14 protein-coding genes are annotated in these 25389 nt (G+C 58.0%); 8 read left to right on the top strand and 6 right to left on the bottom strand.

What is annotated here, in order from left to right:
* Nucleotides 1-67: 67 nt before the first annotated feature.
* From DSM100238_RS00820 to DSM100238_RS00810, 3 genes are all read right to left on the bottom strand, one after another.
* Nucleotides 68-3256 (bottom strand): type I restriction endonuclease subunit R, encoded by a 3189-nt coding sequence (locus DSM100238_RS00820; RefSeq protein WP_205730658.1) that lies wholly within the window; start codon nt 3254-3256, stop codon nt 68-70.
* A 499-nt stretch (nt 3257-3755) separates the two neighbouring features.
* Nucleotides 3756-3980: a hypothetical protein gene (locus tag DSM100238_RS00815; RefSeq protein WP_152354846.1), complete on the bottom strand. Its 225-nt coding sequence runs from the start codon at nt 3978-3980 to the stop codon at nt 3756-3758.
* Nucleotides 3981-4049: 69 nt separating this feature from the next.
* Complete coding sequence (locus DSM100238_RS00810) at nt 4050-4295, bottom strand: hypothetical protein (protein ID WP_152354845.1); 246 nt, start codon at nt 4293-4295, stop codon at nt 4050-4052.
* A 1048-nt stretch (nt 4296-5343) separates the two neighbouring features.
* On the opposite strand from DSM100238_RS00810, the gene DSM100238_RS00805 reads away from it, so the two are divergent.
* The 3 genes from DSM100238_RS00805 to DSM100238_RS00795 all read left to right on the top strand — a co-directional run bounded on the left by DSM100238_RS00805 (nt 5344) and on the right by DSM100238_RS00795 (nt 9365).
* Entirely contained in the window at nt 5344-5850 is a 507-nt protein-coding gene (locus tag DSM100238_RS00805) for a cupin domain-containing protein (protein ID WP_152354844.1), read from the top strand.
* Nucleotides 5851-5861: 11 nt separating this feature from the next.
* A complete protein-coding gene (locus tag DSM100238_RS00800) occupies nt 5862-6740 on the top strand; it encodes a class I SAM-dependent methyltransferase (protein WP_152354843.1) in 879 nt (292 codons plus the stop codon).
* Between the two features lie 429 nt (nt 6741-7169).
* Nucleotides 7170-9365: a cellulase family glycosylhydrolase gene (locus tag DSM100238_RS00795; protein WP_152354842.1), complete on the top strand. Its 2196-nt coding sequence runs from the start codon at nt 7170-7172 to the stop codon at nt 9363-9365.
* A 1685-nt stretch (nt 9366-11050) separates the two neighbouring features.
* On the opposite strand, the gene DSM100238_RS00790 is transcribed toward DSM100238_RS00795, so the two are convergent.
* The 3 genes from DSM100238_RS00790 to DSM100238_RS00780 all read right to left on the bottom strand — a co-directional run bounded on the left by DSM100238_RS00790 (nt 11051) and on the right by DSM100238_RS00780 (nt 14951).
* On the bottom strand, nt 11051-12274 hold the full coding sequence (locus DSM100238_RS00790) for an MFS transporter (RefSeq protein WP_152354841.1): 1224 nt from the start codon (nt 12272-12274) through the stop codon (nt 11051-11053).
* 453 nt (nt 12275-12727) lie between these two features.
* The gene (locus tag DSM100238_RS00785) at nt 12728-13624 is read right to left on the bottom strand and encodes a carbohydrate kinase family protein (RefSeq protein WP_152354840.1); all 897 of its coding nucleotides are present in this window, start codon (nt 13622-13624) and stop codon (nt 12728-12730) included.
* Between the two features lie 115 nt (nt 13625-13739).
* On the bottom strand, nt 13740-14951 hold the full coding sequence (locus DSM100238_RS00780) for an ROK family transcriptional regulator (protein ID WP_152354839.1): 1212 nt from the start codon (nt 14949-14951) through the stop codon (nt 13740-13742).
* A 791-nt stretch (nt 14952-15742) separates the two neighbouring features.
* Here DSM100238_RS00780 and DSM100238_RS00775 point away from each other — a divergent pair.
* The 5 genes from DSM100238_RS00775 to DSM100238_RS00755 all read left to right on the top strand — a co-directional run bounded on the left by DSM100238_RS00775 (nt 15743) and on the right by DSM100238_RS00755 (nt 25385).
* Nucleotides 15743-16522, top strand: a complete 780-nt coding sequence (locus DSM100238_RS00775; protein ID WP_152354838.1) for a hypothetical protein — start codon at nt 15743-15745, stop codon at nt 16520-16522.
* 849 nt (nt 16523-17371) lie between these two features.
* Entirely contained in the window at nt 17372-18970 is a 1599-nt protein-coding gene (locus DSM100238_RS00770) for an aminopeptidase P family protein (RefSeq protein ID WP_152354837.1), read from the top strand.
* A 263-nt stretch (nt 18971-19233) separates the two neighbouring features.
* Complete coding sequence (locus DSM100238_RS00765; protein WP_152354836.1) at nt 19234-19746, top strand: NUDIX hydrolase; 513 nt, start codon at nt 19234-19236, stop codon at nt 19744-19746.
* A 131-nt stretch (nt 19747-19877) separates the two neighbouring features.
* Nucleotides 19878-21530, top strand: a complete 1653-nt coding sequence (locus DSM100238_RS00760) for a bifunctional folylpolyglutamate synthase/dihydrofolate synthase (protein ID WP_152354835.1) — start codon at nt 19878-19880, stop codon at nt 21528-21530.
* Between the two features lie 21 nt (nt 21531-21551).
* Nucleotides 21552-25385 (top strand): AAA family ATPase, encoded by a 3834-nt coding sequence (locus tag DSM100238_RS00755; protein ID WP_152354834.1) that lies wholly within the window; start codon nt 21552-21554, stop codon nt 25383-25385.
* Nucleotides 25386-25389: the final 4 nt, after the last annotated feature.

The following is a 25389-nucleotide window of genomic DNA, read 5'->3' as shown; positions in this document are numbered from 1 at the left end:
GTCTGTCATGATGTTCTTTCTGATGTTGGTTTACTTGTGTCCAAGTTGATTTCCGTGTTAACGGTTATCAGTAATCACGAACCATCCGGTCGGCGAATTCCCGCAGCGCCCCGCTGAGCTTGTTGCGATATTGCAATCTGGAAAGGGAGCGGATTTCAGGGTCTTCGGCATCATGTTGGTAGTAGCATCCGTTACCGTCGCGTGTGAGCGCGCCTTTGAGGAGTTTTTCCAGTTCGCTGCCTTGGTTCAAATCGTCGTTGCCTTCAACATGCCGATCGATGATATGGTCAATGAGAATCTGTGCTGTAGTAACGTCGACCAGGCCCCATTTCTTCTTGAACTCAAGCACTTCATGGCGTCGGGTTTCCTGAGTGTGTTGGTTGATGACATCGTCCATATCTTCAGGTTTCGCCGGATAATTGACAATACCATTATCGAGTTGTCCACTCAGCGCTGCCCTTGCCGTGCTGAGCACGCGAGTTGCCTGATGGCGATTATCCATAGCAGCTGTCTGCTGTTCGAGTTCGTTATAACGTTGTTGTACATCATCATCGCCGTTATGGACAGCATTCAGCAGGTCGGCTAGAAGCTTGGTGATGTAATCGTAGTTCACGCGGACATCGGTGATATGTTCAACACGGAATACCAATGAGGGCATGACGGGGTTTGGAGATGGCGGCTCTGGTGCAACCATCCGCCACAAAGTCGATACCGTCCATTCGTATTGTTCTTTTTCTACGTCGAGCAGATTGTACAGCTGTTCCGGATGGTCATAATCGAACTCGGGATACTGTTTCAATGCGGCGACGTCATCGCTGACCTGCATAATCAGCTGAGCGAGATGTTCCTTCTCGTTCTCGCTTGGCGGGCAAATCCGGAATCCATCAGTCATGTTGCTGATTTCAGCGAGTAAATCTGCTGTCTGTTTTGTTTTTTCCTTGAAGGCAGGCATGATGATGGGGTTGGGTTCAGGTGTCGGAGGTTCCGGTTCGGGCAGCGTATCCTGGACGACAGCAGAGTCGCGGTTGGCATACACGCTGATTGCTTCGTCCATGAGTTTCTTCGCAACTACCGGATAGCGGTAGTTGACGATATGTCCAAATGGCTTGAGATGTGGGTCTTCGATGCGATTAGTGCGGGAATACGCTTGAATGAGGTTAGCGCCGGCGAGCAAGCGGTCGACGTAGAGTGTGTTGACTTTGGGGGCATCATATCCGGTGAGCAGTTGATCGACCACGATGACCAAATCGAGTTTTTCACCTTCGCGCTGCTTGTCTGCTAGTCTGTCCATGATGTCAGAGAAATAGTCATCGACATTCAACTCATCGCCCGCGAATGAGGTGTTGAACATACTGTCGTAATCTCGAATGGCTTCCCTTAATCCGTTATTGTCATCGAATTGGCGAGAGCTGTTGTCCGTTGCATATGAGAATGTCACCGCCACTTTTATAGTGCGTTTGCCTTCGGATGCCAGTCGGTTATTTGCCTTCTTGAACTCCCGGTAATAGGCGAGTGCCATAGGAATGGACGAGCCACCGCTACGCACATGCGTGGTCAGGATTGCATCATAGCGGAAGTTCTCAGACCGGTTGCGCCACTTCTTGACGATGTCCTCGACGACCTTTTCGATATGTTGTGGATTGTTGTCATAGACTCCGGAATCCACATAATCCTCCGCCTCGTCATTCGACATGCGGGCAATGGCATTGTCTATTTCTTTATCGGTCCATGACGGATACTTCTCTTTGAGAACGACAGGCAGCACTTTCTCACGGATTTCAGCATCTGGAAGCGTGTGCTCGAAATCAACATGGAAACCAAGAACATTCTTATCTGCTATCGCTTCGCGAATCGTATATGCGTGGATGAGATCGCCGAAAGCTGCTTGTGTGAGACCGCCGTCGAATGCCGGGGTACCCGTGTACCCGACCCATGCCGAGCGCGGGAATTTCTTCTTGATTTGAGGGAGCATTTCGCCGTTCGTTGAGCGGTGTGCTTCGTCCACGATGAAAACCACGTTCTTATTGTCTTGAGTCGGAAACGCATCTGATTTGCAGAGTTTCGCGAGCTTCTGTATCGACGTGACGATGATTGAATGCCGCGTTGAGCTGCTTCTGAGCTTTCGTCTTAGATCGTTGACATTGGCGGTATCGGAAATGATACCCTGCTTGTCGTCGCTGCCTACTGCCTGTTCGGGATCATAATCGGGGTCATACGCCTGATAGTTGTCGAATGTCTGTCTGGTCAGTGCCCTGCGGTCAACAACAAACACGACCTTGTCAACATTCGGCAAGCGCGAAGCGAGCCAAGCAGTTTTGAAACTGCTGATGGTTTTTCCCGAGCCCGTGGTGTGCCAAATATAACCCACCTCTTGGTTGTCGGTTCCGAATGTATGGTTGCGCAGACGCTCCAGTACGCGCTTTGTTGCATATACTTGGTAAGGGCGCATAACGATGAGATTCTTGTGATTCTTGGCATTGTCAAGAATCATATAACTTGTCGCCATTCGATGCGCTTGCGGAATCGACAAGAACGAGTTGCAGAATTCCTTCCATCCAAACACGGGTGTGCTTCGTTGCTCGTCTTGCCAGTGGAATGCGAATGCAGTGTTGAAGGAATCGGCGTCGGTGTTTGCCATATATCGCACGTCCGTGGGCGTCATGCCGATAAGAATCTGGACCGTTGAGTAGATGTCCCCGTACAGACCGCATCCGATATATTGGCGAATCTGGTTCAGCCCCTCAAGTGCATCGTGCGATGAGGTCTTTTCCTCGATTTGGATAATCGGCAGCCCGTTGATGAGTAGCGTGGTGTCGAAGCGGCAGTCTTTCGTTCCTGCTTGGACGTGGTGCCGCTGCACTTGGTTTACTATCTGGTAAGTAGTATTTCCGGCGCCGACTTGGTCTTGGTCGAACACCGTCAGATAAATGACGTTGCCACCATTGACGTCATCGCGTTGAACGGTGACCTGTGTTACGCCACCAACTCCGTAAATCCATTGTCCTGCTTTGAACGGTGATGAAAGGGCTTTGATCTCCTTTTGAATCTGGGCGAACTCCTGATCGCTCAGCGGTCGTCCTTGAAGCTTATCTGCATTATTGCGTTCAAGGATTTCGCGAAAATTCTTCCACAGCCCCGGAATGGTTTTGATATCCGGCCGATACTCCCACTGCTTGCTACCACCGATATGCTGCAGATAATCAATGAGGTTCTGTTCAAAATCGAGTTCGCTCTGTGGTTTTTCAATGAACTCCATAGTTCTTGTATCCTCTCCTCAACATGACCTTGCATGTCCTTGCCGCTGCAAACAAGCGACAATGCTGAGAAAAGCTTAGCACCGGTAGACGGTGTTCCGAAAATGATGGTATATGGACATGATGCTTGTTACGAAAAATATGCCATTCTACGGAGAAAAGGGCAAGCTTGAAAAATGTTATTATCTGACAGGGTACAGTCCGTTCTCTTCCACAAGATCCCCGGACCACAGCAATACGTTCATGGCATCCGTAACAGAGGTGTCGCACATGAATGTTGTCATTCCATGCATATACCGTTCGACGCCCGTCAACCAAGGTTCGGCGCGCTCCCGGGCATGTCGTGGCGTCACGCCGTATGTTCCGCCATATCCATCGTCAATGCACGCTGCCTGGATCTGGAACCGAAGGCTGGATTGCAGCGTTCTCATCCAACGCGATTGCTCATCCTCGTGGGGGAGCGGCACAATCCCTAGGTCATCGGCAATCGCCCTCAATACATCAACGGACATGATGATGCCCGTCCAACGCCGCAAGCAAATCCTGAACCGCGTCAACCGGACCGAACCCTCCGCTCAGCGCCTGCGCATGTTTCGCATCCTGCGCTGCATTGGTCCGCACAGTCAACTGATACTGCAGCCAGACGTTCGCACCGCCGAGTCCCTTGGTGGCGGCACGGAATGCGGCGAGATGTGCAAGCGATTTGAGGGGGAACGGTATCGGCAAGCGTGAAACCCAAATCGTTCAGTTCGTCCACGACCTGCAGGGAGTTGAGCGGTTCGGTGGGAGGGATTTTCACGCAATGCCGCACAGCACGATGCGCCGCCGGGACGCGACCAGTTGCTCGGAGAGAACAAGCAGCATGTTCTCCCACACTTCCGGGGCAATCAACGGGAGATTCGTGTATGCGCCTACCGGGAAGATAAGCGTCTTCTTGCTGTCTTGCCTTGTCGGCGAAAACAGCAAAGCCTCGTTGACTATGTCCGGTGTTCCCTCAAGCACGATAATCGAGGACGGACACTGGTCAATCGCTGCGGCCACTGACCTTGAACCGAATGCTCCTGGCTCGTATCAATCCGGAATGCGGGCGTGCCATCGAGCGCAAACGACCATGCATTTGCGACTTGCATGACGATATTCGAAGCCACGGCGAACAACGGGGTCACCGCACGGCTGCGTGTGAGCAGCGTTGCGAACGGTTGCAACGAAACCTCCTCCTGCATGGATCTCACGCCGAGTGTCTCCAGATTATATGCGAGCGCATCGGGCAGGTAACGCTGCCCGTATTCAACTGTTCCATGCCAGGGATTTTGCTCCCATGGCGCCGAAGAAGATGCGGAGATTCACCCCCGTACCGGGTATATCCCATGGAGTGACGCTAAGCAGGCTTGTGTCAACGCGGAAGAATCTTATCGGGGCGATATCCCCGATGCAGATTGTGTCAGGGTAAGGGTCAAGGGCAGTAGCTGTCAGTCTGAGCTCCCGTCATTCTGAGCTCCCCGTCATGCTAAGTTGCCCATATCGGGGCGATGACAGTATCTCGTATATCAGTGGTATCGAAGAGCGAGTATCTCCCTTATCTGTAGTACCCCGCGAACGATATCTCCACTATCTGTGTTCGTGCGTGCCTGATACCGCGAGTATGATCCGCGGAATATCGACAGTCGTACTTGCGGTATCGCCAGTCGTCGAACCCTGATAAGCGAGATGGTCTCCGGCAGGTACTACAGATACCGCAGATACCCGCAGATCGGCGTGCGGTGTTCCGGTGTCGCGACGCCAGTGCCGCATCGTAAGCTGCGTCTGCCGCGATCTTACCTGGTTGCCTGCCATGCCCAGTCGTATCGGCATGGCCCGGGCAGACGATTATCGTAACAGCGTATGTCTGGAGTTTTTGCCTACGGGACAGGCAGATGAAACCATTGGCCGGTGTGATACAACCACACTGCTGGCTCCAATTTCCCGTTGAAAAGTCTTGAAGTGTTGCGCCGCCATTGTGATAATGAACCTGCATTCAGCGTTTCTGCGTATCGCCAGGACGCGACTCGTGCAAGATTTGTCTCATACCGAATACAGAAAGAGAGGCGTTATGGCCAAAACAACTGTTTCCGAATCTGTCGTGAGTACCGGAATCAACGAGAATCTTCCCATTCTTGATGACACGACCACCTCTCGCGTAGTGGTGAACAACCCGTTGTTGCGACACGTGTTCTTTACGTTCGGTGAAGGGCAGGTGCTCACTGATCACGCGTCAGCGCGCGCGGTGATCGTCAATATTCTTGAAGGCAAGTTCGATTTCACGGTCGGCGGGACAAGGAATATCGTCTCAGCGGGCGACGTGATTTATCTGGCGCCGGGGGAGAGGCATGCGTTGACGGCATTGGAGCCGAGCCGTATGTCGTTAACGCTGATTGACGTGGAATCGATGCGTCAGGCGCAAGAGAGCGATGCTCGCAATGCGCAACCGGATTCGTGTGACCCGTCTCACCGGGGTCATCATGGAACCTGCGGATGCCATGGGCATGGGGGTCGGCACGGTGAACGTCTTCAAGAACAGGAAGATTTGCAACTCGAACAGCAGGATGGTGATCGGTGATCGCTTCGGACATGTCCAATAAGCCAAATACTTCGGGCACTCCTTCAGACGAGCAGAGCGTCATTGGCTCGCGGAATGCCCGGATAACGCAAAGTGTCCACGGACAGCGTTCCGGCCCCGAGGAACAGCGCCTGCAGGGGCACTGGTTGCTCGCCAAGATGGGCAAACGCGTGCTGCGCCCTGGTGGCATCGAGCTGACTTATGCCATGCTTGATGCCGTTGGCGTGAATGCTGACGATGACATTGTAGAATTCGGCCCCGGGGTAGGCAAGACCGCAGCGTTACTGCTCGCAGTGAATCCCCGCAGTTATACGGGTGTCGATCCGAATCCGGAAGGCGAAACGGCGATGGGTGAGATCGTCGGTGAACACCGTCAAGCGAGAATGGTCAAGGCGGATGCCGCGCGTACCGGTCTGCCGGACGCGTCTGCGAGCCTTGTCATTGGTGAGGCCATGCTGACCATGCTCCCACTTGAACGCAAGCGTGCCGTAGTGCGTGAATCCGCGAGAATCCTCAAACCCGGGTGTCGCTATGCGATCCATGAGATGGGATTGAAACCGGAAGATGCCGACCGGCAATTGCGTAGTGACCTGGAACGCGGAATCTCGCGGGCGATTCATGTCGGGGCAAGACCGTTGACGCTCCCCGAATGGGTGGACATGCTCGACGGCGAAGGATTTGACGTCACCGCCACAATGGAACGTCCGATGCACCTACTGGAGCCTGCCCGCATCGTCAGTGACGAGGGATTCGGCGGCGCGATGCGGTTCGCCGGCAATATGATACGCAATTCGGCGGGTAGAAAGCGGGTTCTTGCTATGCGCAAGGTGTTTCGCCGGTACGATGCGAACCTGTGCGCGTATGCGATTGTCGCCGTGAAGAGGGCGTAAGACGGAAGGACGGTAATTTGCTGATGGTCGGATGATGACTTGCCGGATGATGCCGGTCGCATATCTCTTTTGAGCTGATATATAGCTGATTGTGGCGATTGTGGTCCGGCCGTTGACAATTGCGTTGTCTATTGTCATTGTCCGTTTGATGACCAATGGCTGTCTGCTGGGTAGATTATGGATTATTCTTGATGCTTGGTTCACGCGAAATGTGACGTCGGTCACAATTAGCTCGTTGACTGTGCACTGTCCGATGCACATAAGCTGTGAATCTGCGCCCGGTCAGTCGTTGACCGGGCGGTCAAGGAATTCACGCGAGGGCTTCTGCGGAAGCGCCCGAGGAATTCCTCTAAGGAAGTTTCAAGAAGCCCAGACGGAATTCATTCAAGGAAATATCCCAAGGAAAGTCAGTTATCGAAGGAGATTGATGTGACATCAACCAGTCAGGCATTGTCGCGAATACTCGCGGCGATCGCAGCCAGTGCAATGCTAGCAACAGGATGCGCGACAGGCGTTGCAGCCGTGTCCGCGCAGTCCGCCGTCGCAGCCCAGCCAGCTGCTGCGAGCAGTGTGGACTACACGCAGGCGATGAAGTCTTTCACCGCGGACGCCAGCGGCGATCAGCTCGCCTACGCGGTCAACGGCGAGTTGAAGGACGTGGCTTACAAAGACACTCCGGTAGGCCGGCACGGCAAGTTGTCCATCGGCAAGGCGGCAGGATTCAGCGCGCCGACCGTACTCGACGAGCACGGCCAGCCCTTCCAGCTGCGCGGCGCGAGCACACACGGCGTGCAATGGTTCCCCCAGTACATCAACCGCGATGCATTCCAGTCGTTGCGCGACGAATGGGGCATCAACATGGTGCGCCTGGCGCTCTACCCGCGTGAAGGCGGTTACCTGCAGGGCTCACAAGCAAAGATGGACGCCAAAATCGAAGAAGCCGTCACCGCTGCCAACGAACTGGGCATGTACGTCATCCTCGACTGGCACGTCCTCAACTACAACCCCAACGAGGACGCCGCCAAGGCAGAAGAGTTCTTCACCAAATACGCTGCCAAGTACAAGAATCTGAAGAACGTCCTGTACGAAATCGACAACGAGCCGACATCAACCTCCTGGTATGACGGGTCAGGCAACGACCTGTACACCTACAGCAAGCGTCTTACCAAGGCGATTCGCGCCACCGGCAACCAGTCCATCGTCATCTGCGGAACCAACACGTGGTCGCAAGACGTGGACGCGGTCGCAGCCAACCCACTGTCCGCAGACGGGCTCACCAACGTGGCATACACGCTGCACTTCTACGCGGGCACGCATTACGACAACATCAAGAACAAGCTGCGTACGGCTTTGTCGGCCGGCACTCCGGTGTTCGTCACCGAGTTCGGCATCACCGACGCATCCGGCTGGGGTGGAATCGACATCGCGAACGCGAACGATTGGATGACGCTGCTGACGCGCAACAACATCAGCTACGCCGCCTGGTCGCTGTGCAACAAGGGGGAGGGAGCCTCCTACCTGAAGGAATCCACGAGCAAGACCAGCAAGTGGACCGGCAGCGAATTGTCCACCAGCGGCATCTGGCTGGTCAACACCAGTCGCCGTATCCAAGCCATGATTGACGGTGCCAGCCAATCAAGCGGCACCGACACTGACGGAAGCACCACGGAGCCGACCACGGACCCGACGCCTGATCCCACGCCGGATCCGACACCGAGCGAACCAAGCGAGCCGACAAACCCGATCGCTCCGACTGAACCGACCACGCCGAGCGAACCGCAGACCACCACCACCGGTCTGACCGCGGAAGCAGCCGTCAGCAGCAACTGGGGTATGGGCGCGAACGTCAACGTGACCGTCAACAATCCATCCGATGCCACGTACACCGGTGGTTGGAAGGTCGAATTTGATCTGGACGGCACCATCACCAACCTGTGGTGCGGCAAGATCGTCAGCCATACCGGCAATCACTACGTGGTCTCAGATGCCTCGTGGAATGCTTCGATCGCGCCGAAACACGGCACGTCCTTCGGCTTCGGCATGACGAAGGCTCCGACCAGCAGCGCGCTGCCGGCGAACCTGACGGTGAACGGTGTCGCTGCGGACGCTTCGCAAGGTGCGTCGGATGGAGTGTCGGATGGGGCTTCGGATGGGGCTTCGCAGGAATCCGGGGCAGCAGAATCATCGAAGGATTCAACTGATCCGAAGGCTCCCGACACTCCGAAAGCATCCGATGACCAGAAGGCGTCCGATGATCAGAAGACTGACTCCTCTGACTCCCAGTCGACTGACACCAAGCCTGCAGATCCCAAGCCTGCCGCATCGGACCTGACCGTTGAAGCGAAAGTCAACAGCAACTGGATGCTCGGCGCAACAGTTCAGGTGGAAGTCGGTAACACCACCGATACCGCACACGAAGGTGGATGGACCGTCGAATTCGACCTCGACGGCGACATCACCAACCTGTGGAACGGCACCATCGCAAGTCACAAAGGCAATCATTACGTGATTACCAACGCTTCATGGAACGGCACCATCTGGGCGAAGCAAAACGTGACGCTCGGATTCACCATGTCCAAGTCGCTGTTCGCCGACGCCCAGCCGACGAATGTGATCGTGCGATAGACAGGCAATCGTCCTGACTTGACGAAACTGATCCGCAATGACCGGAAAGTCACCAAGGTGGGAAAGTCACCAAGGAGCGAAAGTCACCAAAGTGGGAAAATCACCAAAGACACGAGTGATGTCTGAATTTCCGTGATTGCGGTGAAGCAGGATTCGCGAGCTGGACAGGAACAGCCCGGGTAGTGCTCTTTGATAGGGCATTGCCCGGGCTGTCTTCATACTGCTGGTTGTTGCGGATGGTCTTCCGCATTCCCGTCATCGCGAGACCGGACATTCTGACCGGTCTGTCTGCGAGGAAGGACAGGCTGCCGGAACGCCGTGTTGCTGTGGGGAAAACAGACAATCGGAAATACCGTATTGCTGCTGGTCTGCGTGGGTTCTGCCGTTTCTGACGATTCTGTCGCCTGGACGGGTGCGTCGCCTGGACGGGTGTGTCTGATGATGTGGGTTGAGCATGTCAGCGCATACATATCGTGACGAATGTACGCTGATTGGGCTTGAGCTGCCGGAGGTGTAGCGAGATATGTATGCCGTGGCATCCGCGATTGATGGTTTCGGCAGTGATGTGGCTTGGCTTGGGCGGGATTGTCGCGTTGCGTGTATGTGATGGCATACTCAACCGGCGCTAGCGGCGGCCCCGTTATCTGAGTGTGTTATCTGAGCGGTGGCGTTATGCATGTGATGGCAGGACACGCCCCCAGCCATGCTTCGCGCGTCCCCGTCATCTGAGCGGTGGCATTGTGCATGTGATGGCATACGTAGAGTGTTGGGTGTGCGTTGTGTGGGGTTAGTTCGTGTGCGGCGTGTTGATTTGTGTATGTCGCAGCATGCAAAGTTGGCGGTTTCGACAGCGATGCCGGCCGGACAGCAGTGTAATGTCGTTGTTGCGCATGCCCGGGCATGCGTGGTGTGATGAATGCCGGCTGACCGGGCATGGTTTTCTGATGATGTGTCGCGTTGCGTATGCCGCCGCATACGCAGCTGATCGCGGGTCTGCCAATCCGTGACGTCGTGTGAGGATTGGCTCACAATCTGGGTGGCACGACCACCCTGCGATGGTGATTCGTGGTGTGCCGACCCCTGTTGTGTGAGGATTAGCTCACAAACCGGGTGTTGGAGATGCGAGGAGGTGCCGATTCTGATGTGTCCGATTCCCATCGTGTGAGGATTGGCTCACAAAGTGGGTAGTGGAGGTGACGGAATCGCTGCTGTCTGGTGAAGCCGATCCCTGTTGTGTGAGGATCGGCTCACAAAGTGGGTGGCACGACCACCCTGCGATGGTGATTCGTGGTGGTCTGGGTACCATCGTGTGAGGATTCGCTCACAAACCAGGTAATGGAGGAGACGGCATCGCCGGTTGTGGCAATGGCAACGTACCGTCGTGTGAGGACTTGCTCGCAAACCAGGTAGCGGAGATGCGGAGAAGCACAGGTTTCGGGAGGCAGGTCCCCGCCATATGAGGATCGGCTCACAAACAGGCGCCCCTCGGAGCTTTCCACCCATAGGACCTCCGTACCTGCCCTCCGACAACAATGCTGAGGGGCTCTTTGCACGAATCGATTCTCGCACAAAGAGCCCCTCGAACTCAGCAATTGGGCGGAAACGAGACTATCCGAACTGGCGAACCATTCCGGCGCTGTTGCACGATTGCACTAGTACACCGAGTGCACGATTGCACCTGACACCTACTTTTTCGCCGGCTCCAACACCTTGTCGTACGTCAGCGCAATGGCGAGCACGTAAATCGCACCCACCGCCACGACGATAATCGAACCGGCTTGACCCATCGCATCGGCGGCAGCACCCATGATCGGCGGGAAGATTGCCCCTCCGATCAGGCCCATCATCATCAGGCCGGATACCTCGTTCTGGCGGGAGGGCAGGGTGTTCAGCGCGTGAGACAAGCACAGCGAGAACACGTTCGCGTTGCCGAAACCGATCAGCGCAACCGCCAGGTAGAACAGCCACTGCGGCGGGTTGGACGACATCGTGGTGAATACGGCGAAGCAAGCAACGGCCAGCACCATGATCACACCGCAAATGCGCAGCGCCGTTTTGTTATCCATCTTCTGCAGCACGATGCCGCCAAGTCCCGTACCGATGGTGCGGAACGCGAAGTACACGGAGGTCGCGCCGGCAGCGGTGGCGAGCGGCACCGCGGTATGCTCCATCAGGATGCGCGGCGCCTGAGCGTTGATGCCGACATCAATGCCCACGTGCGCGATAATGCCCAGGAAGCACAGCAACACAATCGGGTTGCCGAGCAGTTTGAAGCAGCTGGCGACACTGGTCTGCCCCGCGTCGGGTGCGGGTTCGTCGATCTTGTCAAGCGCCAAGGACACGCCGACGATCACGCCGATGACCAGGTAGATGACGTATAGCACCCACCATGCGCCGAGCTTGGATGCGCCCCACCCGGCAATCAGCGGTGCGAAGAACGACGCGAACGCTTTGACGAACTGCCCGGTGGTGAGGGTGGAGGCGAGCTTGTCGCCGTTCACGAACACGGTGAGCAGCGGATTGAGCGACACCTGCATCAGTGTATTGCCGATGCCCAGCAGTGAGAACGAGATAATCATAAGCACCAGTCGTGGCGTGCCGGCGACCGCAGTGTACGCGACAACCGGCAGCAGCATGGCCACGGCGGTGACAATCAGTGAAATAAGCACCGTTTTGCGCCGGCCGATTTTATTCATCAACACGCCGGTGGGCACGGAGAAAATCAGGAACCAGAAGAACACCATGGAGGTGAACAGGTTCGCTTGGGAGTCGGACAGGTTGAATTCGGGCTTGACGTAGTTGGTGGCGGTGCCGACCAGATCGACGAAACCCATGACGAAGAATGTGGCAATCACAGGGATGAGTGCCTTGATGTTGGTTTTCTTCGCCGTCGCAGTAGTGTTGCCCATGATATTCCCCTTTTGTTGCAACGCGATTGATAACGGTTAATGCTGATAGAGATAGACGCTGATAAGGGCGATGGTCCGATCACGTTGGGCTGTCGCACAAGTGAGCGTTGAGAGAGAGGAGACGCCTGACTTGTCCTGGTTGCATCGGCGGAACAGTGTTGCCGCGAAGAATCTCGATTGGGGAAGCCGGGCGGTGGCATCGCGTGGTAGTGCGCGGTATCGTACGGTATCGCGTGGCTATTCCGTAGAATCGTGCGAGATTGTGCGGAATAGCACGGAATCTCACGGAATAGCACGGGATCGTACGGAACAACACGTAATAGCCGCGGAATAACGCGATGTTGAGAGAAGGATCAGTATTTGATGAGACTGGAGCTCACGGAGCTGTAAGACCCGCAGAGCTCCAGCCGATAACGATTCGCAGAGTCCGAAAACTGTGCGAATCCAGCGAAATCACATGCCGGCTTCGGCCAGATAATCCGGAATCTGCGCCGGATACTCAGGCCAAGCGCCATCGTTGGTGCACACGAAGGCGGCGGTGTTCACAGCCGCGCGGTGAGCTTCCTCAAGGCTCGCGCCGGTGAGGATCTTAGCCGCGAAGGTGCCGGAGAACGAGTCGCCGGCACCGACGGTGTCCGCGACCTCGACATGCGGGGTGGACAGCGTGGAGCTGTCGCCGGTCTTGGAAATGATCGTGCTGAAGGTCGATCCACCGGTCAGAATGATGTAATCCAAGCCGTACTGGGTGAGGAACCAGCGGCAGGCCTCGTCGTCGGAAGTGCCGCGAATGCCGAACATATCACGCAGCAGCAGGAGCTCCGCATCGTTGAGCTTGAACACCGTCGCGTAGCCGAGCAGCTCCTCAATCAGTTCCTTGGAATAGTGGTCGCCGCGGATGTTGATATCGAAGAACTTCATGGCGCCGGTCTTCGTGTGCTTGAGCAGTTCGACGATCGTGTCATGCGATTCGGGGGAGCGCAGGCCGAGCGTGCCGAAGCACACGCAGTCAGCCTTCTCCACCTGTTCGATCAGTTGGCGGGTGTACAGGATGTGGTCCCATGCCACGCCACGGACGATTGTGTACTCGGGGATGCCGTTCTTCAGCGCGACATCGACGGTGCCGGTCGGCCAGGCGTTGCGCTGAACAATCGCGTTGATGCCGGCGTCCTTGGTGACCTTGACCAGCTCATCGCCGAGCTCATCCTCGCCGACAGCGCTGATTGCGTAGCCGTCCGCGCCATTGTGCATGGCGTGATAGATGAAGTTGACCGGGGCGCCGCCTGCGCGCTTGCCGCTGGGGAGCATGTCCCACAGGAGTTCGCCGAGTGAGAGAACGATTGGCTGTGCCATGATGATTCCTTTCAATAGGAGGTTGTTGTGGTTGTGTTTGTGTTATTTTCCGTTCGGGAAATCTTGGTTTCGTCGATTCGCCGTGGTTGCGGTGATACCGGCGGTGGGGTAGCGGTTATGTGATGGTGAAGAACCTTGAGGGATGTTCAAGGAACTGGGTCACGGCGACCGCGGCGGCACCGATGACAGCGGCATCCGCGGGAAGCTTGGACAGGCAGATGGTGGTTGCCTGGTTGAGTTCGGGGATGACACGTTCGTCCACGACTTCGCGCGCCGCGTCCAGCAGAGGTTGGCCGCCTTCGGCGACGATATCGCCCAAGACGATGCGCTCGGGGTTGAATGTGTTGAAGATGGTTACGCAACCGTAGCCGACATACCGGCCAATCTCGTGGACGAGTGCTTGGGCGTCGGCATCGCCCTGCGCGGCTTGTTCGAACAGCGCGTGGCAGGCTTGCTTGTGAGTCATGTTGTCGGAGTCGGGAATGATGCCGGTCTCAGTGAGCCGACGGTGGATTGCGACCGCCGAGCAGTAGAGTTCGAGGCATCCGCGGTTGCCGCAATCGCAAGGCAGGCCGTTGACGTCGATGCTGACATGACCGATTTCCGCTGCGGCGCCTTGGGCTCCGTTGACGAGTCTGCCATCGTCAATGACGCCGAGGCCGACGCCTTCGCCCAGCAGATAATACGCGAGGTTTCGGCAATTGCTGCTCGACGGGTCAAGCAGGTATTGCGCGAGCACGCCGGCGCGGGCGTCCTGCTCAATGAATATGGGCACGCGGAATGCACCCAAAAACTCGTCAATGAAGTTGAATGTGCGCCAACCTTGCATTGATGATACGACGGCGGTTCTGCCTTCATGCCGCAAATAGGGGCCGGGGACCGCCATGCCGATGGCGACGATCGATGGGTCGTTGTCAAGCAAGGTGGTGATGGTTTCGTGGATGATGCGAATCGTGTCGGGAATCGCGTCATTCTTGACGGGCGGCAGGTCGGTGAGGCTTGAGGTCTCGCCCTTAAGGTCGAATACGCCAATCTCAACGAGGCTGCGGGCGAACTTGACGCCGATGAAATGGAATTGGTGCGGGTCGAGTTCCAGACCGATGGATCTGCGGTTCTTGCGGCCTTCGATGCCGCCCACCTCATGGATGATGTCGGCGTCGATCAGACGTGCGGTGATTTTCGTGATTGCCGCGGCGGACAGGCCGAGTGCTTCAGCGATGCTGGCGCGCGAGCTGATGCCATGGGTGTACAAGTAGTGCAACACGCGTGAGCGGTTGGTTTCCGATACGGTTGATCGGGTTGCTGTGGCGGCAGATTCTGTGTTCATGGCACCTCCTTGCGGCTGTTCTCCTGCTCCGCTTGCGGGCGGACGGTTCGTCGTTGAATCTGAACTTGATTAAAAGTTTAACTCTGTTAATCAAAAGCGGCAAGTGGCGACGCCGGCGTGTCGCGGCGATATTTGGGGCTGCGTATGCCAGAACATACGCAGCGGTCTGTTTCATCCGATTATGCTGGAATATGCAGTGGTATCTGATTGGTTGCGCATGTGGGGGCATACGCAGCATCGGAATCGAGCCACGATTGTGCTCGTAGGCGTGGGTATCTGCGGCATCATGTATGTCACGGCATACGTCATGCATCAGTCAAGACGAATCCGCATGCAAACAGCTCATCATTGCGTAGATTATGTATGTCGTCACATGCGTATAACGCCAATCAAGCTCACTCCGGTTGAATCTCATTGAGCTCATGGCTCTTGGGTCGCCGCATATGTGTGGTATGAATCAAACACGCTCCGCGATATTGACTGTGCGGCACTTACTTTCTTGTTGTGGTTCCTGTCACGCGATGCCGGATGCGTTGTGCAGTCTGCGATGTATGACCATTCTCAACTTTTATCCACATGTCCCGCTTTGAGATGCGCAACGTTGTATGCGCGGATACTGTCGAATTATGACAGATATGTGGCAATGCTCGGATCTCATACAACGTTCGCTCAAACTCGGAACCGGGGATTTCTTCGAATCAACGCGGACCAAACTGATTCGAATACGGGCTGTTACGGTCCAACGGTGCTATGAAGCGCAATCTCGTAGTCGTAGATGTCTGATATTCGGCTTGGAAACGGCTTTGAAATTGATGTGTGTTGAGGTTCCGTCGGAAATCGACTATGACGGCTTGACTGCCGTGGCTCCCGATTGTCCCAACAGACCGCAGCTTCATGGTGTCCGATCGATTGTCTGGCCGCATGAACTGCCGACCGTAACCATCAATGATATTACCTGCGTGACGCCGGCTATGACATGGATTATGTATGCCCGCAAGACGGGATTGCAGGAGATGATATTACTCGGGGATGCACTTACCCGTCGCGATATTGAACAGAAGTGGTATTCCAAAGCGCAGCTTGAATCCTGTGTAGCGGATTTCATACAGACGAATGGGTATAACGGGCGCAATAGATTTCAGGTATGCAGCCGAGCACTGTCGTTAATGCGAGAAAATACTGATTCGTTCCCCGAAACGTTGCTGCGATTGACCCTGATGCAGCATGGGTTACCGTGCCCGGAGGTTAATTATCAACTGACACCGCCGAACTGCGATGAACGGCTGTTCTTGGACTTGGCGTTTCCTCACGCGCGAGTTGCAGTCGAATATGATGGCAGACAGCATGCTCGACAGTGGGATCGTGATCAGCGTCGATTGAAGGCAATCGGAGATGCACGTTGGTCGCATGTTGCCGTGACTGGCGCCGACTTGCGCAGCGCGGAATCCCGTGTGGCGCTGGCGGCGAGCGTCGCCGATCGGTTGGAGCGACAGTTGGGGCGGCGGGTGCAGATAAGTAAGCCATTGACATTGCGGCAGCTATCTGATCCGCGTCGTGTTCGAGCGCGCTGAGTTGTGCGTGTATGTGGCGGCATGCGGAGTGAATGGGTTTGTGGAGGATGTGCTGGTTCGGAGGGAGGGTTTGGCTGGTGCGTATGTCTGGGCATGCGCAACGCGTCGGATGGTGTTGCTTGGGGGCGTGTTCGGCCGGGTATTGACGGGTTGCGTATTCCGTGACACGCGCAACGTGCCGGATGGGGCTGGCTGGGTCCCGTGTCATGGGGTTTCGGCCGGGTTGCGTATTCCGTCGCATGCTCAACGTGCCGGATGGTGATGCTCTTGGGGTGTGTCCGGCCGGGTTTCGGCCGGGTTGCGTATGGCGGGGCATACGTGATTGCCGGTGTTGCCGACGTTGTAGGCACGCCATCGACGGTATGCTCGCGTTTCGTTTGCCGAGGACATATATAGCCGGACGCGTTGCCGAAGAACGGAAGACCATCGGTGGCACGTCTGCGTTGCGTGTGGCGGGGCATGCGCAACGTGCCGGATGTCAGTGTGTGGGGCGGTGTCGAGTTGGTCTTCAGCATATCGTGTATGTGGTGGCATGCGGAGCGAATGGGTTTGTGGAGGATGCGCTGGTTCGGAGGGAGGGTTTGGCCGGTTGTGTGTGTCTGGGCATGCGCAACGCGTTGGATAGTGTTGCTTGGGAGCGTGTTCGGGCGGGTATCGGCGGGTTGCGTATTCCGTAACACGCGCAACGTGCCGGATGGGGCTGGCCGGGTTCCGTGTCATGGGGCGCCGGCGGATCACGTATGCCGTCGCATGCGCAACGCGGCGGATGCCGGCGTTTGCGGCAATCGTGACCGGCGGGTATGACTAAAGTAGCAGCAACAACAACGATTCTTGTGTTGGAGGAGTGACATGAGTTCGGTAGTGACCGAAGCAGATAAGGCATACGAGGCAGAGGAAAGCAAGAACGCGCCCGGCCCGGACCAGCCGATGGCGGACCGGGTGAACAACCGTTCGTTGCGCCCGAACAGCGAGACGTTCCGCCAGTTCATGACCACCGGCTGGGATAACGCCGAGCCGGCAGTCGAGCCGCTGGAATCCAGCAAGTACATTGGCAAGCGTCTTGAGGCGCTGGGTCAACGGTTCCCGGGCGAGCGCATTGTGATTCCTGCGGGCCAGCCGAAAGTGCGCAACAACGATTGCGATTACGCGTTCCGTCCGGATACTGCGTTCGCATATTACACCGGCCTCGGTTGCGACTATGAGGCGGGTGCCGTGCTTGTGCTCAACCCGCTTGATCCGAACAGTCCGGAGGCGAAGGCCGGCAAAACCCATACGCCGGAACTGTTCGTCGCCCCGCGCGCCGATAACAGCACTGCGGATTATTATCGCGATACCCATTATGGCGAGTATTGGGTCGGCCCGCGTGCCGGTTTGCGTGAGTTGAAGGCGATGACGGGCATTGAGACCCATGACATCGCCACGCTTGAGGACGCGATAAGCAAGGATGTCGGCGCTGAGGCGGGCGCTGTGCAGTTGCGCGTGGTGCGTACGACGGACCCGTCGATCACGCAGATGGTCGAGCGGGTGCGTGAGGCGAATGGTTTTGGCGATCCGGATGCGAACACGAAGGCTGATGAGGCGTTGGCGGAGTTCGGTTCCGAGCAGCGCATGATCAAGGATTCCTATGAGATTGGCGAGATCCGTAAGGCTGTTGAGGCCACGAAGCACGGGTTCGACCGCATGCTCACCCATTTGCCGCGGGTGATCGGTCGCCCACGTTCGGAGCGCATGCTGGAGGGCGCGTTCAATTCGGTCGCCCGCGAGGAGGGCAATGCGGTCGGCTATGACACGATTATCGCGTCGGGCAAGCATGCGCCGATCTTGCATTGGATGCGCAACACCGGCGTGGTCGGCGATGGCGAGCTGCTGCTTGTGGATGCGGGCGTCGAGGTCGATAGCCTGTACACGGCCGACATCACGCGCACGTTCCCGGTGAACGGCAAGTTCACGCCGTTGCAGCGCAAGCTGTACCAGGCGGTGTTGGATTCCCAGCAGGCCGGTTTTGAGGCGGCTCAGCCGGGTGCCACGTATTCGGATATTCATCATGCGTGCATGCGTGTGATTGCGGAGCGTCTGCACGAGTGGGGTATTTTGAAGGTTCCGGTCGAGGAGTCGCTGTCCCCGCAAGGCCAGCAGCATCGTCGTTGGCTGGCGTGCGGTGTCGCGCATCATTTGGGTCTTGATGTGCATGATTGTGCGCAGGCTCGGTACGAGTCGTATCAGGGCGCGAAGATTATGCCGGGCATGATTTTCACGATTGAGCCTGGCTTGTATTTCGCTGCGAATGATTTGCTGCTGCCGCCTGAACTGCGTGGTATCGGCATCCGTATCGAGGATGATGTGCTGATGACCGAGCATGGTCCCGAGTGGATTTCCGCGGGCATTCCCAAGCAGATCGACGAGGTCGAAGCGTGGCTTGCCGAGCGTGCTGCGGCTCGTGAGGACTGAAGACCGAGCTGAGGCGTGAGGCATCGTGGTTCGGGCTCAGGCACAGTCTGAGCCCGTGCCGTGTACTGAGCGCAGGGTTCGCGGCGGAAACCGGGGTGGAAGGCGGCATATGCACGAGAGGAGACAGAGGACTGCGGTCCGAGTTTGGAATTCTGCGTGTGCCTGCTGCCTGCCTGTTGCAACCGCCGGGGCGCCGCACCTATCTCCAAGCCGCCCCGGACATACCCCATATTCACCCCCACCCATTCCCGTAAGGAGCACCCATGCCGACACCAGATTTCATCGTCGAATTGCGCAAATCCATTGGTCACAGCCTCCTGTGGCTGACCGGCGTCACCGCGTATGTGCGTGACGCGTCGGGCCGCGTACTGCTCGGCAGGCGTTCGGATACCGGGCAGTGGGCGCTGGTGTATGGGATTGTCGAGCCGGGGGAGGAGCCCGCGGATACGGCGGTCCGTGAAATCAAGGAGGAAACCGGCGTGGATGCGATGGTCACCGATCTGGTGGCGGTCACCAGCAGCGATCGCGTCATCACCTACGCCAATGGCGACCAGGCGCAGTATATGGATCACTCCTTCCTGTGCTCGCTGCGTCCGGGCGGCAACGCGCAACCCTTCGTCGGCGATGAGGAAAGCCTTCAGGTCGGCTGGTTCGCTCCGGATGAGTTGCCCAGTCCGCTCGCGGCCAGCACCGTCGAACGCATGGCGGTGTTCCGCGAGTTCATCGAGCGCAGCGAGCATGGCGACCGGTCTGCCGTGTTTCGCGGCGGGCGCTGATTGTGGGTTTCGCATAGAATAGGAGCAAAGCGCCCGAACCGGCCGTTGGCTGGACATTCGGGCGTGCGTATGCGGTCTGCCGCCGTGGCGGCCGCGTCATCATCACAGGCATAGGAAAGAGACCAGCGGGCATGTCGTTTGAACATCCGAATCGCAGTGGCGAGAACATCCGTGACGTTGAGCGCGAAATCATGAAGCGCCCGCCGGAACATAACAAGACGAATCTCGACCTTGACCGCATGAAGATGATGGTCGATCTGCTCGGCAACCCGCAGGACAGCTTCCGTGTCATCCATATCACCGGCACGAACGGCAAAGGGTCAACGGCCCGCATGGCGGAGGCGATCTGCCGCGCATACGGTATGCGCACCGGCTTGTATACGTCCCCGCATCTGGAGAAGATCAACGAGCGTATCGCCATCGACGGCCAACAGTTGTCGGACGATGATTTCATTGACTCGTGGGATCAGATCAAGGATCTGGTCGCGCTTATCGATCGCAAGATGGAGCAGGAGAACAAGCCGCCGATGAGCTTCTTTGAGGTGCTCACTTCGATGGCGATCTGGAAGTTCGCGGACGCTCCCGTCGATGTGGCGATTTTCGAGGTCGGTATGGGCGGCGCCTGGGATGCGACGAATGTGATGGATGCGGATGCCGCGATCATCGGGCCGGTGGACATGGATCATATGCAGTGGCTGGGCGATACCGTCGAGAAAATCGCCACTGAGAAGGCGGGGATCATCAAGCCCGGATGTACGGCGATTATCGGCCGTCAGCCCCACGCCGAACAGGTGCTGCCGATTCTGGAGGCTGCGGCGAAACGCAATAATGCCACGCTGATCCGCGATGGGGAGGAGATGGAAGTCGTTTCCCGCGTCCCCGCGGTCGGCGGCCAGATGGCGACGTTGCGCACACCGGAAGGCGAATACCGTGATGTGCCGATCGCAAAATTCGGCGAACATCAGGCGCATAATGCGTTGGCGGCGCTTGCGGCGGCGGAAACCGTGATTCCGGTCAACGGCCAGCTTGACCAGGATTTGGTTGATGAAGCGCTTGGCGGTGTGAAAGTGCCGGGGCGTATCGAGCAGGTCCGCACGTCGCCGACGATTATCGTCGATGGCGGGCACAATGTGAATGCCGCTCAATCGTTGCGTGCTGCGATTGAGGAGAATTACAGCTTCCAGCAGCTGGTCGGCGTGGTCGCCATGATGGGCGACAAGCAGGTCGAAGAATATCTTGGCGTGCTTGAGCCGATTCTGAGCGAAATCATTGTCACGGAGAATTCGTGGCGGGATCGTGTCATGCCGGCTGAGGATTTGGAGAAGATCGCGGTGCGGGTGTTCGGACCGGATCGCGTCACCGTGATCAAGGATCTTCCGGATGCTATTCAGGCTGCCGTGGACAAGGTTGACGCCGAGGACGATCTGGGTGTCGGATACGGTCACGGCGTGCTGATTTGCGGCAGTTTTGTCACCGCGGGCGATGCAAGAACGTTGCTGACCGAGCATATGGCGACCGATTTGGCCAAACCGAAGGCCGAGCGTGTCAATCCGCCTGTGGTCTCGCCTGATGACACCGACGACCATGCCGATGGAGCAAATGCCGCAGACGGCGCTGATTCCACCGATTCCGCAGATTCCGCCGACGGCAAGCCGGACACCGATGATGTGATCAATGAGATCCTCAACGCCGGCGAAGAAGGCCTCAAGTTCACCATCGACGCGCGGATGTCCCGCAATGCAGGCGCGTCGGGCGGCACAGCATCCGAAAGCCACGCCGCCTGACGGCCTGAACCTGCTACGCCCATGTATCTCAAGGAACTGACTCTCCGAGGATTCAAATCCTTCGCGAACCCGACGACGCTGCGCTTCGAGCCAGGCGTCACCGCTGTCGTCGGCCCGAACGGGTCCGGCAAATCCAATATCGTGGATGCGTTGACGTGGGTGATGGGCGAGCAGGGCGCCAAGAATCTTCGCGGCACTTCGATGGAGGACGTGATTTTCGCGGGTACCTCCACACGCCCGCCTGCCGGTCGTGCACAGGTCTCCTTGACCATCGACAATACCGATCACGCGCTTGACATCGATTATACGGAAGTGACGATCAGCCGTACTTTGTACCGCAATGGCGGTTCGGAATACGCGATCAACGGGTCGGCATGCCGTTTGCTCGACATTCAGGAACTGCTGTCGGATTCGGGGCTTGGCCAGCAGATGCACGTCATTGTCGGCCAAGGCAGGCTTGATGCGATTCTGCGTGCCGATCCGAGCGGACACCGTGCGTTCATCGAAGAAGCCGCCGGCATCCTCAAGCACCGCAAACGCAAGGAACGCGCCCTCCGTAAGCTGGCGAACACGGAAGACAATCTCGCCCGTCTTGACGATCTGCTGCGTGAAATCCACCGCCAGCTTGGCCCTCTTGGACGTCAGGCGCGCGTTTCGCGGCGTGCGGACACCATCCAGATGACAATCAGGGACGCTCAGTCCCGATTGTTCGCTGATGACGCGTGCCAGCTGCGTGAACGGCGTGACAGCCTACGCAGCGACCTCGCCGATACCCGGCGTCGGCTTGCCGCCTTGCAGCAGGATCTGGCGAAAGCCAAAGTGCGGATCGAACAGGTGGAGGCCATTACTTCGGGGTCCAACCCGCGGCTTGCCCAAGCCAACCAAACTTGGCATGACTTGTCGCGTCTCGAGGAACGATTCAGCTCGCTCGCCTCTGTGGCAGCGGAACGTGCCGCGTCCATCCGTTCGCAGATTGTGACCGATACCGGCGAAAATCCCGACATGCTCGCCAAACGTGCCGATGAACTCGAGCTGCAGGCAGGCAAGCAGCGAGCAACGGTCGATGATGCGCGGCTCGCCTACGATCAAGCCACAGAGGCGCGTGCGGACCATGAGCGGCGTCTCGCGTCGATCCGCCAGACGTTGACCGAACTGCGCAAAACCGCGCAGCAGCGTGACGCGCATATCGCCAATCTGCGGGAGCTGATCGCCCGCGAGGAATCGGCGGTTCACGCGGCGGACATCAGAATCGCCGACCTGTCCACACAACGGTCCGACATGCGGACGCAAGTGGAACAAGCCAAAACGCGCGTCGCCGAACTGGACCAGGAACGTCAAGACGCCGACGATGACGGGGGAGCCGCCCTCGACGCCGCCAGACAGGCACTTCAGCATAGTCAGGAGCAACTTGATGAAGCGCTCGACCGGCAGCGTGAAATCAACGGGAAGATCATTTCCTTGCAAGCCAAAGCGGATGCGCTCGCCGACACGCTGGACAATCGCAACGCCGCAGGCGAACTCGAATCCGACCAAGAGATCGCCGTGATGGGGCGGCTGTCGGATTTCATCCGCATCAAAGAAGGCTGGGAGGAAGCCGTAGCCCACGCCCTCGGCGACTATGCGAGCGCCATTGTCGTTCCCGGCGAGCAACAGATGCTTGCCGCGCTTGAACGCGCGCAGGATCACGCACTCGGCAAGGCGGTGCTTCTGCACCCGCTGGATCGGCAGGACGATGCCGGTGATGCCACTGTGGATGCTGCTGATGCTGTGGATGCTGCCGGTACCGCCGGTGCTGTCGATGTTGTCGATGTGCCCGGCAATGGCAGCATGGCAGATATCGCCGGTGCCGCCGGCAATGACCACACCGCCGCCGCACTGGTCGGTGTGAATCCGCATGCGCACGACCCTGCCGCCGCCCGGCGAGTCGTCGCCGCAGTACGCGCGTTGCTTGCCGACACCGTGGTGAAGGAGACCCGTAGCGAAGCACTCGACGCCGTCAATCACGGCCCATGGACGCGCGCCGTCACCCGTCAGGGGGAGATTCTCACCGCGGTAGGGGCGCAAGGCGGATCATCCCTGTCACAAAGCGACCTGTCCCTGGCTGCGAAACGGGACAAGGCGCTCGCCGACATGCAATCCTTGCGTTCCAAGCTTGACAGCATCGATGAGACCGTGGCCGAGCTGACCGCGCTGCGCGACCAAGCGCGGCTTGACGTTGACCGGCAGGCACAGTTGCGAACCGAGGCAAGGGTCAAAGCGCAGCAGGCGCAGCGCACGTTGAAAGCGGCACAGGAGCGAGTCCAGACCGCCGGGCGACAGCTCGCGCGTGTCGAAGAAACGCTGCACAACGCGTCACAAGGGCGCGACGATCATCAGAACAAGCTTGAGGACTTGCGCAACGCTCTGACAGCCGCGCAAGCATCACAAGGCACAAATGCTGACTTGGACGAGCTCGCCGCTCGTGAGCATCAGCTCGAACAACGGCTCGGCCAGACGCGTGAGCAGGAGGTATCCGCAAAACTCGCATGGAAGGAAGCCGATCGGCAAGCCCAGTCCTTGCAACGGCAAATCGGCCTGCTGCGAGACAACGCGGAGCAAGCAAAACTCAGGCAAGCGCGGATCCAAGAACAGAACGAAACCCGACGCCAGCGCGCCGAAGCCGCGGATCGTGTGTCCCATGATGCCGCCGCATGCGCACAACTCGCCCGTGCGAGCGCTGCCGGGGCTGCACAACGCCGTGACCGTCTGCAAGCGGAACTTTCCACGCATGACGAGGAATTGAAAGCCTTGCGTGCGGAACGCGACCGGTTGGAACCGCAGGTGCAGCGCTTGCAGCGCGACGAGCATGAGCTTGATGTGGAGCGTGAACGGCAGGCGGCCGCATGGGGACAACTCACCCAGAAAGTCGCCGACACGCTTGGCATGGATATGGATGAACTGGTCAATCAGTATTCGCCCGATCATCCTGTGCCGGTGCTTTCACCCGACCATGCCGTGTCCACAACAGGCCGCAAGCAGCCGGCGCAGTCCGAGGGCGAGAGCGAGGCTCAAACGCAGGATATGAAGGCGACGACCGGCATGACCCCGACCGTTACCCCGGCCCCGGCCACGACCCAGGCGCCGACGCAGAACCAGACCCAGACGGCGGCAGCGGCACAGGAGGCTGAGAATGCCCAAAGCCCCGCAACCGTCCCATACGTGCGGCAGGAGCAGGTCAAGCGCTTGGAGCGTGCCCAGCGGGATCTCAAGGCTCTCGGCAAGGTCAACCCGCTCGCCACTGAAGAGTATGAGGCGCTCAACGCGCGCAACCAGTATCTGCACGATCAGCGTGACGATGTCGCCAAAAGCCGTCAGGACCTGCTCAAACTGGTACAGGATCTCGACCAGACCATGGTCAGCGTATTCTCCAGTGCATTCGACGACACCGCCGCCGCATTCCAGCATGTTTTCGCCACGTTGTTCCCGGGCGGCACCGGCAGATTGCGGCTCGAAGACCCGGACGACATGCTGGGCACGGGCGTCATCGTCGAAGCGAGCCCGGCCGGCAAGCGCGTCAAGCAGTTGAGCCTGTTGTCAGGCGGGGAACGTTCGCTGACCGCGCTCGCCCTGCTGTTCGCGATATTCACGGCCCGACCCAGCCCCTTCTACGTGATGGACGAGGTGGAAGCCGCACTGGACGATGTGAACCTGACGAGACTGTTGGACGCGCTGGACGACTTGCGTGAGCACGCCCAGCTGATCATCATCACACACCAGCAGCGCACGATGGCGATCGCCGACGCGTTGTACGGCATCACCATGCGCGCCGACGGTGTGAGCGCCGCCATCAGCCAGCGGCTTGAACGTCACGGCTGACGGC

It is taken from the genome of Bifidobacterium apri (assembly GCF_009299485.1).
Taxonomy (GTDB): domain Bacteria; phylum Actinomycetota; class Actinomycetes; order Actinomycetales; family Bifidobacteriaceae; genus Bifidobacterium; species Bifidobacterium apri.
The sequence above is the reverse complement of the archived record's forward strand: the minus strand, read 5'-3'. Positions and strand labels throughout refer to the sequence as shown.